The following is a 12,791-nucleotide window of genomic DNA, read 5'->3' on the forward strand; positions in this document are numbered from 1 at the left end:
GGCTCGGCGCTACACTATCGCGACTTTTCCCGGGGAACCGTGTCGATGAAATTGCCTGCCGCCTGGCTGTGTTGCCTGATGCTGACCAGCGTGCCTGCATGGGCCGCGCCGGTGACGATCAGCGGCAAGGTCTACCAGGAGCGCGATCGCAAGCCCGGCCGCGGCCCCACCGATCCCGGAATGGGCGGCGTGCAGGTGTCCAACGGCCGCACGATCACCCGTACCAGCGCCGATGGCAGCTATCGGCTGCAGGTGGAGGAGGGCGACACGGTGTTCGTGATCAAGCCGGAGGGCTTCCAGATTCCCGCCGCCGCCGATGGATTGCCGGCCTTCTGGCGCCATTACGTTCCGCAAGGGTCGCCCGCGCTCAGGTATGCCGGCATCGCGCCGACCACCACGCCGGCCAACGCCTATGATTTCGCGCTGGCACCGGAACGCCGCGACAACCGCCGCGGTTTCCAGATGCTGCTGTTCACCGATCCGCAGACCGCGACACTGGGCGATATCGGCTATTACGACACGTCCATCGTGCGGCCGCTGGTGGGCAGGACCAAGGCACGGCTGGGCGTCACGCTGGGCGATATCGTCAACGATGACCTGGCGCTGTATCCGGCGATCAACAAGGTCACCACCCAACTGGGCGTGCCCTGGTTCCATGTGCCGGGCAACCATGACCTGGATTTCGACGCGGCCAGCGATGCCCATTCGCTGGACAGCTGGCGCGCGGTCTACGGGCCGGATACCTATGCGGTGGAAGAGGGGGGTGCCAGCTTCCTGTTCCTCGATGACGTGGTGTACGAGCCGACCGCCATGCCCAGGTACATCGGTGGCCTGCGCGAGGACCAGTTCGCCTTCATCGAGCAGTACCTGAAGGGCCTGCGCCGTGATCGCCTGCTGGTGCTCGGCATGCATATCCCGCTGTTCGATGCGGCGCCGGGACGCGAGACCTTCCGCCGTGCCGACCGCGAACGGCTGTTCGCCCTGCTCAAGGATTTCCGCAACGTGCTGGTGCTGAGCGGCCACAGCCATGCCCAGCAGCATTACTACCATGCGGCGGCAGACGGCTGGCACGGTGACCAGCCGCTGCACGAATACAACGTGGGCGCCAACTGTGGCGCGTTCTGGTCCGGGGTGAAGGATGGCCGCGGCGTGCCGGACAGTACAATGAGCGATGGTACGCCGAAGGGCTATGCGCTGCTGGACGTGGCGGGCAACGGTACCTACCGCCTTCAGTACCGCGTGGCCGGCGCGCCGGAAAGCGAGCAGATCGGCCTGCATGCCCCGAAGGTGCTGCGCCAGGGCGCGTACCCGGCATGGGGCGTGTTCGCCAATGTCTACATGGGCGAGGACGCGACCCGCGTGGAGTACCGCGTCGACGGCGCGGCCTGGCAGCCGATGAAGCAGGTGCGGCAGGCGGACCCGCGGCTGCTGGTGGAGAATGTCGCAGACGATATCGCCACCGAACTGCGTGGCTATGACCGTTCGCCGGAAGCCACCGCGTCGCCGCACCTGTGGCGTGGTGCATTGCCGACCGACCTGGCCACGGGCGAGCACAAGGTGGAAGTGCGTGCGACCCAGCCGGACGGCGCGGTGTTCAACGCCAGCACGCGTTACACCCTGCAGGCCGCACAGCCCAGGTAACGACGGTCCCCGGTAGTGACGGGCCATGCCCGTCACCACGCAGCATCAGCCTTGGTAGTGACGGGCCATGCCCGTCACCCGCGCGCAGCGCGCAACAGCAGCGGGGCATGGCCCCGCTCTACCATGCCCACCGATCCCGGTAGTGACGGGCCATGCCCGTCACCCGCGCGCAGCGCGCAACAGCAGCGGGGCATGGCCCCGCTCTACCACGCCCCCCGAACCCGGTAGTGACGGGCCATGCCCGTCACCCGCGCGCAGCGCGCAACAGCGGCGGGGCATGGCCCCGCTCTACCATGCCCACCGAACCCGGTAGTGACGGGCCATGCCCGTCACCCACGCACGGCGCGCAACAGCAGCGGGGCATGGCCCCGCTCTACCGTGCCCACCGAACCCGGTAGTGACGGGCCATGCCCGTCACCCGCGCACAGCGCGCAACAACAGCGGGGCATGGCCCCGCTCTACCGTCAGAACTTGTAGTTCAGGCCGAAGTACAGCTGCCGGCCGCTGTAGATGTTGGACAGCAGCCGGGCCTTGGTGTCGCCGCCCAGGTGGATGCGCTGCTCGGACTTGGTGGCATTGAGCACCGAGGCGGTCAGCGTCAGGGACTCGGTCAGGTTGTACGCGGCGTTGAGGTCCAGCTGGTCGTAGGGCTCGGTGTACTGGGTCATGCCGTTGTTCAGCCCGCCCACCACTTCACCGCGACGGTTGTACGAGGCGCGCGCCAGAAACTTTTCGTTCTCGTAGAACACGGTCACGTTGGCCTGGTTCTTCGCGCTGCCGACCAGCGGCGAGGCGCCGATGTTTTCGCCATTGAGCACGATCGAAGCCAGGTTGGTGTCGTTGTAGGTGTAGTTGGCCTGCAGGCCCAGCCCGAAATCGAACGTGTACTGGCCGTAGACTTCCACGCCCTGCGACACGCCGTCACGGCCATTGGCCTGGGTGGAGTAGTTCTGCACCGTCACGGTTTCGCCGCCGACGGTCATCTGCTGGTCGGCCACCACCGGTACGGTGAAGTTGTCCACGTCCTTGCGGAACAGGGCCACGCCGGCCACTGCGCCCGGCTGGAAGTAATACTCCAGGCCGAGGTCGTACTGCAGCGCTTCGAACGGCTCAAGTTCCTTGTTGCTGCCCGATCCGTACCAGCCCGGGGTGGTGGTGCCACCGGCCACGCGGCGGTCGTTGCTGTATTCCTCGCTGATGTAGTCCAGGCCGCCCGGGTAGGCGATGCTGGTGTAGCCCGGACGTGCGATCACCTTCGATGCCGCGCCACGCAGGACCAGCTTGTCGGTGATGTCCCAGGCGATGTTGAAGCTGGGCAGTACGTCGGTGTAGGTCTTGTCCAGCGAGGACTGCGTGTAGGTCTTCTCGCGCACGTCCTGGCGCACGAAGCCGGATTCGCAGACCGTGCCGGCCGGCGGTGCCCCGGGCGGACAGGCCAGCGGATTGCCGTCCGGGCCATCGACGAAGTAGTCCATGAAGCGCTCGACCGAATCGCTGGAGGACGCGTGCTGCTTGGTCTGTACCAGGCGCACGCCCAGGTTGCCGCGCACCCGTTCGGTGCGGAAGTTGGCCTGGAAGTAGGTCGAGTAGATCTTTTCGTTGACGTCGTAGACGAAGTCCGGCTCGATGCGCTTCTGCATGCCGCCATAGCGATCGTTGAGGTAGGCCAGGTAGGCGGGGTAGTTGATGCCGGGCAGCACGTTGGCGTTGAAACCGCCGGCGATGTTGTCGATCGGGTTGGACAGGAAGAAGCCCGGCTGGGCCACGCTCTTTTCCGGGTCGGCGCAGTTGCCGGCCTGGTAGCGCGCCTCGTAGTCGTTCGGGTCAGCACCCTGGCAGGCCCAGTAGGTGTTGCCGGTATTGCGGTGGACCTTGCCGTCGCGGTACTTCACGCCGAACTGGAACGAGTCGATGAAGCCGCTTTCGAACAGGCGGGTGAAGTCGGCCTGGAAGTAGTTCTGTTCGATGCTGGTTTCGGTCCACGACGAGTCGGTGGAGCCGGTATCGATCTCGGCGATGCCGGCCATCAACTGGTCCTGCAGGTCCGGCGAGAAGGTGGCCGACGGCGTGCCGGTCAGGTCCCACGCGCTGTAGTTGTTGCCGGCCTGCCACACGCCATCCACCTGCCGGCGTGGCTTGGCCGACATGCGGAAGTTGATCGACGGGCCGCCTTCGGACCAGGTGCGGCCGCCCTTGAAGGTGACCTTGGACAGCGGGCTGATTTCCCAGTCCACGGTCAGGTCGCCGGTCTGCGACAGGGCCTTTTCGCGGCTGTAGGCGCCGCTCAGCTGCGGGGTGGGGATGGTGCAGTCATCCGGTCCCCAGCCGCCCGGGGGCAGGCCAGCGGCGGCGGCCTGGTCTTCGCTGCAGTAATAGGCCTTGCCGGCCAGTTTTTCATACTGTGCGCCGGTGACGATGCTGCCGCTGGAATCGAAGTCCATGCCGTTGACAAGGCGGCCACCGGCCCAGTTGCCATCGCCGTTGTAGCGGGCGATGTTCCATTCCGGGATCTTGGCCTGGTTGAGGGTGTAGTCGCCCTGCAGTTCGAAGCGGAAGTAGTTGGCGGTGATGGTGACGTTGTCGACCGGCTTGAACTGGAAGGTCAACTGGCCGCCGGTGCGCTCGCGCTCCTCTTCGCGCACGCCGAAGTTCACCGACGTGGGCATGAAGAATTCGCTGTAGTTGTCGCCGGTCTGGTTGTTGAAGCCGGATTCGCCCCACCAGTAGTGGATGCCGTCCTGCCCCAGCGTGTTGCCGTAGGCATCCACCGCCTGGGTGCCGGCGCCATACCACTGGTAGTCGTCGACGGTGACTTCCATGCTGCGGTTGGTGCGCTTCTGCTTGGTCGCGCCGATCAGCACGCCGAAGCGTTCGTCCTTGCTGTGCCAGGCATACATCGCCGACATCTGCGGGTCCACGCCATCGCTGGTGTCGGAGGACACGCCTTCGATGTTGACGAAGCCGGAGTTGGCTTCCATGTCCAGCGGACGCCGGGTGTGCAGGATCACCGTGCCGCCGATGCCGCCCTCGTCGATCCGCGCTTCGGGCGACTTGAACAGCTCCGCGCTCTCCAGCATGTTCGATGGCAGCAGGGTGTAATTGAACGAACGCGTGGCTTCGTCGTTGCTTTCCGAAGTGGCGATGTAGTTGCCATTCAACTGGGTCAGGGTGAGGTCGGCATCGAGGCCGCGCACGCTGACATTCTTGCCTTCGCCGCCGTCGCGGGTGATCACCACGCCGGGCACGCGCTGCAGCGCATCGGCGACGTTCTTGTCGGGGAACTTGCCGACGTCTTCGGCGGTGATGACTTCCACCACGGCATTGGCATCGCGCTTCTGCTGCAGGCTCTTTTCGATGGCGTAGCGGTAGCCGGTGACGTTGACGCTGTCCAGCGTGGTGGCACTGGGCGAGGCGGGCGTGGACGCATCGGGGGTGGTGGCGGTGGTGGGCGGGGTGGCGTCCTGTGCGAAGACGCTGGCCGGCGCCACGCTGGTCGCCAGGGCAAACGCGATGGCCGCCGACAAGGTATGGCGCCCGTGCTTGTATGACATGTAGTTCATTCTCTCCCTCTCCTGGATCGAACTGTTGGCTGATGCGGAATACTTGAATCGATCTAATGGATGAAGCCGACAACTCCAGCGTGGGGCAGGGGGACAGAGCGCCTGGTGGCTACACCGTCTGGCTCCGAACCCGGCAATCGTGACCGTTTGAAGTTGGATCGATCTAAACGATTGGCGCGCATTTTTTAGCACGCCCGGGCGCAACTGGCATGCTGCTCCGCAATATGAAGGGTTTGTGAATGGCGCTGCCTCGACCGGCATCGCCATGTTGCGGCGCAGAATGCATCGGCCTGAACGTTCATGTTTACTTCAATCGATCTAAATCAGCTGAAACAGCGATTTGGGGTCGCATGGCGCGTTGCTGCCGTGGGACGCCCGCGCGCTGGTTGCCGCTGCCTCACCGCCCGCCAAGGAGCCTGCGAACGTGACCTTTCGACGCTGTTCATCCCTGCGCGCCACCACGCCGCTGGCCAGGCTGGCCTGCCTGTTCGCGCTGGCCGTGGTGCCCGTCCTGCATGCCGCGCCGGCCACGCTGGAGCGCGAGGTCAATACGTTCATCGGCAGCAAGGATGACGGCAACACGTTCCCGGGTGCCTCCGCCCCGTTCGGCCTGGTGCAGGTGAGCCCCATCGGCAGCCATTACGCCGGCTGGCGCTACGACGATGAGAAGATCCGCGGCTTCGGCCATTCGTTCCTGTCCGGCGCGGGCTGCTGGGAGCAGGGCGGGCAGGTGTCGGTGCTGCCGGTGACGGGGACCATCGGGCCGGGCGGGGATTTCGACACCGCCAGTTCGAAGGCGTTCGACCACAAGGTCTATGCATCGGCCTATACCCACGATGGCGAGATCGGCCAGGCCGGTTACTACCGCGTGCGCCTGACCGGCTACGGCGGCATCGATGCCGAGGCCACCGCGCGTACCCGCGCCGCCGCCGAACGCTATACCTTCGCGGCCGGGCAGCAGGAAGGGCACGTGCTGGTCAATGTCGGTCAGGCCAACGAACGCCATTCGGTGATCGGCAGCGTGGTGGACGTGGTGGGCGACCGTGCCGTGGAAGGCAAGCTGGTCACCAAGAGTTTCTGTGGTGGCCACCAGTACACCAGCTGGTTCCGCATCGAGTTCGACCGCCCGTTCAAGGCATTCGGTACCTGGGGCGAAGAACGTGGCCTGCCTGGCGCGCGCCACAGCATGGAGGGCGAAACCAAGCCCAACGGGGCCTGGTTGAGTTTCGACCTGGCCGATGGCCGCGCCGTGACCGCCACCAGTGCGATCTCGCACGTGGATGCCGAAGGTGCGCGCAACAACCTGCGCAGCGAGGGCATGCAGGGCGACAAGCTGCTTGGCTTCGACCGCATGCGCGGCCTGGCCCAGGACGCCTGGCGCGAGGAACTGTCCACGGTGAAGCTGCAGGGTGGCAGCAAGGATGATCGCACCGTGCTGTATACCGCGCTGTACCACGCGCTGCTGCAGCCGCTGACCGGCAGCGATGCCGATGGCCGCTACCGCGGTTACGACGATGCGATCCACCGCGCCGACGGCTGGACCTACTACGAGTATTTCTCGCTGTGGGATACCTACCGCGCGCAGAACCAGTGGCTGGCGCTGACCCGTCCGCAGGTGGCGCGCGATATCGGCCGCACCCTGCTGGCTATCGATGCGCAGGGTGGCTGGTTGCCGCGCTGGGGCTATGCCAACTTCGAGACCAACATCATGACCGGCGATCCGGTAACGCCGTTCATGGCCGACCTGTGGCGCTTCGGTGCGCTGCAGGGACGCGAGGGCGAGGCGTGGTCGGCGTTGCGCCGCAATGCCTTCGACGTGCCGCCGCTCAACTCGCGGGCTGCCGGCCGTTCGGGCAACCCCACCTACCTGGACAAGGGCTACGTGGTGTACGACCGCGCGTTCCCATCGAAGGGCATGGACGTGGACCCGCACCATGGCGGTTCGGCGACACTGGAATACGCGCTGGCCGACTGCGCGCTGGCACAGATGGCCGATGGCCTGGGCCACGCCGATGACGCGGCGGTGCTGCGCCAGCGCGGCCGCAACTGGCGCAACGTGTGGGACGCTTCGGTGCGCGATGCGGAGACCGGGTTCACCGGCTTCCCGCGTCCACGCACCGAGGGCGAGCAGTGGTATACCCCGTCCGACGGCCATTACAGCCCGCGCTCGCACCATGGTTTCCACGAAGGCACCGCCTGGCAGTACCAGTGGCTGGTGCAGCAGGACGTGCCCGGGCTGGTGGAAGCGATGCATGGCCGCGAGCAGGCCGGCAAGCGCCTGGATACGTTCTTCGCGATGGATGCGCTGCTGGCCGATCCGCTGCAGGCCGCGCGCCGCGAATGGGTGGTCGGGCCGTACAGCTATTACAACCAGTACCGCTACAACCCGAACAACGAGCCGGACCTGCATGCGCCGTGGATGTATACGCTGATCGGCCAGCCGTGGAAGACCGCCGCGGTGGTGCGGGCCGCGCAGCAGTTGTTCACCAATGCGCCCAATGGCGTTACCGGCAACGACGACCTGGGCACGATGTCGGCCTGGTACCTGTTCAGTGCGCTGGGCCTGTACCCGGCGGTGCCGGGCAGCGGCCAGTTCCTGCTGCACGCGCCGCGCTTCGCCAAGGTGGATGTCGCATTGGGCAATGGCCGGCAGCTGACGCTGCGTGCGCCGGGCGCCGATGGCCGCACCCTGCAGTACGTGCAGGACGTGCGCGTGGATGGGAAGGCGCAGGCCGCGGTATGGCTGGACTGGGAGACGTTGCGCGATGGCGCCAGCATCCAGTGGACGCTGGGTTCGCAGGCGCCGGAACAGGGCTGGGGCACCGCCACGCAGGACCTGCCGGTGTCGTTCTGCGCCGCCCCGGGCAGCGTGCTGCAATGATCCATTGCCGGATATGCGCGACGGTTGCCAGTGGCACGGCGGGCTGCGCCCGTTATGATTCAGGCACTTCCCCCAGCGCAGGGTACATCCCAGCATGAATGACGCCACCAGCACGAAGCCGCCGCGCAAGGGGGGAGACCGCGCGGTCACGGTGACCGACATCGCCAATGCGATCGGCGTATCGCGGGCGACCGTGTCGCTGGTGCTGCGCGGCAGCCCGCTGGTGAACGTCGATACGCGTGCGCGGGTGGAAGCGGAACTGCGGCGCCAGCGCTACGTCTACAACCGCGCGGCGGCCAACCTGCGCCGGCGCACGTCATCCAGCGTGGCGCTGGTGATCAACGACCTGTCCAACCCGTTCTTCGCCGAGTTTGCCGCCGGGGTGGACGAGGCGCTGGGTGAGCAGGGTTACGTGACGCTGCTGGGCAGCACCGGCGAATCGCCGCAACGCCAGCAGGCGGTGCTGGGCACGCTGATGGAGCACACGCCTGCCGGGATGATCCTGTCGCCGGCCGAAGGCAGCGATGCGACCGAGGTGCGCCAGGCCCTGGGTCCGACCGCCAACGTGCTGCTGTTCAACCGTACGATGGACGGCGCCGACTGGGATTTCCTGTCGCTGGACAACCAGCAGGGGGCCTACCTGGCCACCCGCCACCTGATCGAACGCGGCCACCGCGATATTGCCTTCTTCGGCGGCCACGCCGCGTCCAGTTCCTGCGCGCAGCGACGCGCCGGTTACCAGCAGGCGTTGGCCGAGGCCGGGCTGGCGGTGTCGCCGCAGTGGCTGATCGAATCGGCGCCCAACCGCCTGGAAGCGGCCACGCGGGTGGACGAGCTGTTTGCCGATGGCCTGCGCCCGAGTGCGGCGGTCTGCTACAACGATACCGTCGCGCTGGGGCTGATGCTGGGCCTGACCTCGCGCGGGATCCGCCCGGGTGGCGATTTCGCCGTCACCGGCTTCGATGACATTCCAGAATCCGCCGTTGCGGTGCCGCCGCTGACCACGCTGACCGTGGATCCGCGCGCACGCGGACGGCAAGCCGCCGAACTGCTGCTGCAACGCGTGCAATCGCCCGATGCGCCGCCACGGCAGACCGTTGCCCCGCTGCAACTGCGTATCCGCGAAAGCAGCGCAGCACGCCCGACCTGACTTCCTTCCCCATTGAACCTACGCGCATTGAGGCGCGACCCCGCATGCCGATCTCATCAACGCCCCGCCTGAATCCCACGCCCGGAAGTGGCGCACCGACGGTCAACAATCGCGTCGCGCTGGCGGTGGCCACCACGATCTTCTTCATGTGGGGCTTCCTGACCTGCCTCAACGACATCCTGATCCCGCACCTGAAAGCGGTGTTCGAGCTGAACTATGCGCGCGCGATGCTGGTGCAGTTCACGTTCTTCGGCGCCTACTTCCTGATGTCGATGCCGGCCGGTCGGCTGGTCGCGCACCTGGGCTACAAGAAAGGCATCGTTGCCGGGCTGCTGATTGCCGGCGTGGGCGCGCTGGGCTTCTGGCCCGCCGCCGAACTGCGCCAGTACGAAGCCTTCCTGGGCGCGTTGTTCGTGCTGGCCAGCGGCATCACCGTGCTGCAGGTAGCGGCCAATCCGTACGTTGCGCTGCTGGGACCGGTGGAGACCAGCTCCAGCCGGTTGACGCTGGCACAGGCCCTGAACTCGCTGGGCACGGCGATCGCACCGATCTTCGGCGGCATGCTGATCCTGGCCAACACGGTCAAGAGCGCCGATGAGATCGAGCTGTTGCCGCTGGCCGAGCAGGCGGCTTACCGTGCGGCCGAAGCGCAGTCGGTGCAGGGTCCGTACATCGGGCTGGCGATCGCGCTGGTGCTGCTGGCGCTGTTCGTCTACCTGTTCCGCCTGCCGACGCTGAGCGAGAACACCGAAAAGGTGGATGACGGCCACAAGGTGGGGTATGGCGCCGCGCTGCGCCACCGCCACCTGCTGTTCGCCGTGCTGGGCATCTTCTTCTATGTCGGTGCCGAAGTGTCCATCGGCAGCTTCCTGGTGAACTACCTGTCGATGCCGACCATCGGTGGCTTCAGCGAGAAGGAAGCCACGCACTATGTGTCGGCCTACTGGACCATGGCCATGATCGGCCGCTTCGCCGGTTCGGCGCTGTTGGCGCGCTATTCGCCACGGCACATGCTGGCCCTGTTCGCTACCGTCAACGTGCTGCTGCTGGGTACCACCATGGCCAGTTCCGGGCAGGTCGCGCTGTACTCGGTGGTGGCCATCGGCCTGTTCAATTCCATCATGTTCCCGACCATCTTCGCGCTGGGCATCGAACGCCTGGGGCCGCTGACCAACAAGGCGTCCAGCCTGCTGATCATGGCCATCGTCGGTGGCGCGCTGGTGCCGTACCTGCAGGGCGTGCTGGCCGACCATATCGGCCTGCAGCCGAGCTTCATCCTGCCGCTGCTGTGCTACGGCTACATCATCTTCTTCGGCCTGTCAGGCGCCCGCCTGCCCGCCAACACACCCCAGGGAGGCTGAGCCAGGGATGGGCAGCATTGTTTGTTTCGGCGAGATTTTGATCGATCTACTAGCTCAACCGCCGGCTTCCCCGGAGCAGCCGCGGGCGTTCCTGCAGTACGCCGGTGGTGCCCCGGCCAACGTTGCGGTGGCCGCCGCGCGGCTGGGCGTGGATACCCAGTTCGTCGGCATGCTGGGCCGCGACATGTTTGGTGATTTCCTCGCCGACAGCCTGCAGCAGCAGGGGGTCGGCACCGACTTCATTGCCCGCACCGATGCGGCCAAGACCGCGCTGGCGTTCGTGGCGCTGGACGCGCAGGGCGAGCGCAGTTTCAGCTTCTACCGCCCGCCCGCGGCGGACCTGCTGTTCCGTGCCACGCATTTCCAGCCGGCCTGCTTTTCCCAGGCCAGTTGTTTCCATGTGTGCTCCAACAGCCTGACCGAAGCGGACATCGCACGGACCACCTACGAGGGCATGCGGCGGGCCCGCGCGGCAGGCGCGCTGGTCAGCCTGGACCTCAACCTGCGCCCGGCGTTGTGGCCGGCAGGCAGCGACCCGCTGCCGTGGCTGTGGCAGGCGCTGGAGCTGGCCGACGTGGTCAAGCTGTCGCGCGAGGAGCTGGATTTCCTGGCCGCGCCGTTGGGCACGGACGGGGCAGAGCAGGTGCTGCAGCGGCTGCTTGCCGCGCAGGCACGCTGGGTGGTGGTCACCGACGGTGCCGCGCCGTTGCAGTGGCGCACGCGCGAGGGCCATGGCCAGGCGGCCAGCTTCCGCGTGCCGATGGTGGACAGCACCGCGGCAGGCGATGCCTTCGTTGGCGGCCTGCTGACCGCGCTGGTGGAACGCGGCGTGGATGCCGCCGGACTGCCGGCATTCTGTACCGATGTCGCCGCGATGACCGACGTGCTGCGCTTCGGCGCGGCGGTGGGCGCGCTGGCGGTGACCCGCAAGGGCGCCTTCGCCGCGATGCCCACGCGCGGCGAAGTCGATGCGCTGCTGCTGCAACCACAGGAATCGCACTGATGACCCAGACCCCGGATTTCCGCTCCCCCGCGTTCCTGCGCGGCCACGTCGCCGACACGATGGCGTTCTACCATCCGCGCTGCATCGACCCGAAGGGTGGCTTCTTCCACTACTTCCGTGACGATGGCAGCGTGTACGACGCCTCGCATCGCCACCTGGTGAGCAGCACGCGCTTCGTCTTCAACTACGCCATGGCCTACCGCGAGTTCGGCGACGCGGCCTACCTGGAAGGCGTGCAGCATGGCGTGCGCTACCTGCGCGAGGTGCACCGCAACCCTGCCACCGGCGGCTACGCGTGGACACTGCGCGATGGCAAGGTGGAGGACGACACCAACCACTGCTATGGCGTGGCGTTCGTGCTGCTGGCCTACAGCTGCGCGCTGAAGGCGGGCATCGAGGAGGCGCGCGGCTGGATGGATGAAACCTGGCAGCTGCTGGAGCGGCGCTTCTTCGAACCGCAGCATGGCCTGTACCGCGACGAAGCCGATGCGCAGTGGAACTTCAGCGGCTATCGCGGCCAGAACGCCAACATGCACATGTGCGAGGCGATGCTGGCTGCGTTCGAGGCCAGTGGCGAGCAGCGTTACCTGGATCGTGCGCTGCAGCTGGCGGACATCATGACGCGACGGCAGGCGGCCAAGGCCGATGGCCTGGTCTGGGAGCACTATGACAGCGACTGGAACGTCGACTGGAAGTACAACCTGGACGATCCCAAGCACCTGTTCCGGCCATGGGGCTTCCAGCCGGGGCACCAGACCGAATGGGCCAAGCTGCTGCTGATCCTGGACCGGCATGTGCAGGCGGACTGGCTGGTGCCGACGGCGTGCCACCTGTTCGACGTGGCGGTCGAACGCAGCTGGGATGCAGGGCGCGGTGGGCTGTATTACGGCTTCGATCCCGATGGTGGCGTGTGCGACGACGACAAGTATTTCTGGGTGCAGGCCGAATCGCTGGCGGCTGCCGCGCTGTTGGCAAAGCGCACCGGCGAGGCGGTGTACTGGGACTGGTATGAGCGGCTGTGGGCGTATTCGTGGGCCCATTTCGTCGATCATGTGCATGGCGCGTGGTTCCGCATCCTGGATGCGGACAACCGCAAGTACAGCGACGAGAAGAGCCCGGCGGGCAAGGTCGATTACCACACGATGGGCGCCTGCTACGAAGTGCTGAACGTAGTACGTCCGTAGCGCCGGGCCAT

7 protein-coding genes are annotated in these 12,791 nt (G+C 66.6%); 6 read left to right on the top strand and 1 reads right to left on the bottom strand.

All coding sequences use genetic code 11. The features are described 5' to 3' along the window. Positions 1-45 precede the first annotated feature (45 nt). Complete coding sequence (locus tag H4O11_RS17420) at positions 46-1,641, top strand: calcineurin-like phosphoesterase C-terminal domain-containing protein (protein WP_182341488.1); 1,596 nt, start codon at positions 46-48, stop codon at positions 1,639-1,641. A gap of 464 nt (positions 1,642-2,105) precedes the next feature. On the opposite strand, the gene H4O11_RS17425 is transcribed toward H4O11_RS17420, so the two are convergent. After that, positions 2,106-5,201, bottom strand: a complete 3,096-nt coding sequence (locus tag H4O11_RS17425) for a TonB-dependent receptor (RefSeq protein ID WP_182341491.1) — start codon at positions 5,199-5,201, stop codon at positions 2,106-2,108. A 484-nt stretch (positions 5,202-5,685) separates the two neighbouring features. On the opposite strand from H4O11_RS17425, the gene H4O11_RS17430 reads away from it, so the two are divergent. From H4O11_RS17430 to H4O11_RS17450, 5 genes are all read left to right on the top strand, one after another. Beyond that, complete coding sequence (locus tag H4O11_RS17430) at positions 5,686-8,082, top strand: GH92 family glycosyl hydrolase (protein WP_246333592.1); 2,397 nt, start codon at positions 5,686-5,688, stop codon at positions 8,080-8,082. 94 nt (positions 8,083-8,176) lie between these two features. Beyond that, positions 8,177-9,232 carry a LacI family DNA-binding transcriptional regulator gene (locus H4O11_RS17435; protein WP_182341493.1) on the top strand — a complete coding sequence of 352 codons (1,056 nt, stop codon included), beginning with the start codon at positions 8,177-8,179 and terminating at the stop codon, positions 9,230-9,232. Positions 9,233-9,276: 44 nt separating this feature from the next. Further along, positions 9,277-10,593, top strand: coding sequence for an L-fucose:H+ symporter permease (gene fucP / locus H4O11_RS17440; protein WP_182341496.1), 1,317 nt, complete (start codon positions 9,277-9,279; stop codon positions 10,591-10,593). A 7-nt stretch (positions 10,594-10,600) separates the two neighbouring features. Beyond that, the gene (locus H4O11_RS17445; RefSeq protein WP_182341499.1) at positions 10,601-11,596 is read left to right on the top strand and encodes a carbohydrate kinase family protein; all 996 of its coding nucleotides are present in this window, start codon (positions 10,601-10,603) and stop codon (positions 11,594-11,596) included. Continuing rightward, positions 11,596-12,780 carry an AGE family epimerase/isomerase gene (locus H4O11_RS17450; RefSeq protein WP_182341502.1) on the top strand — a complete coding sequence of 395 codons (1,185 nt, stop codon included), beginning with the start codon at positions 11,596-11,598 and terminating at the stop codon, positions 12,778-12,780. Before H4O11_RS17445 ends, H4O11_RS17450 begins: the two co-directional genes overlap by 1 nt. The last annotated feature ends 11 nt before the right edge of the window (positions 12,781-12,791 follow it).

This window comes from Stenotrophomonas tumulicola, from assembly GCF_014117215.1.
Classification (GTDB): Bacteria; Pseudomonadota; Gammaproteobacteria; order Xanthomonadales; family Xanthomonadaceae; genus Stenotrophomonas; species Stenotrophomonas tumulicola.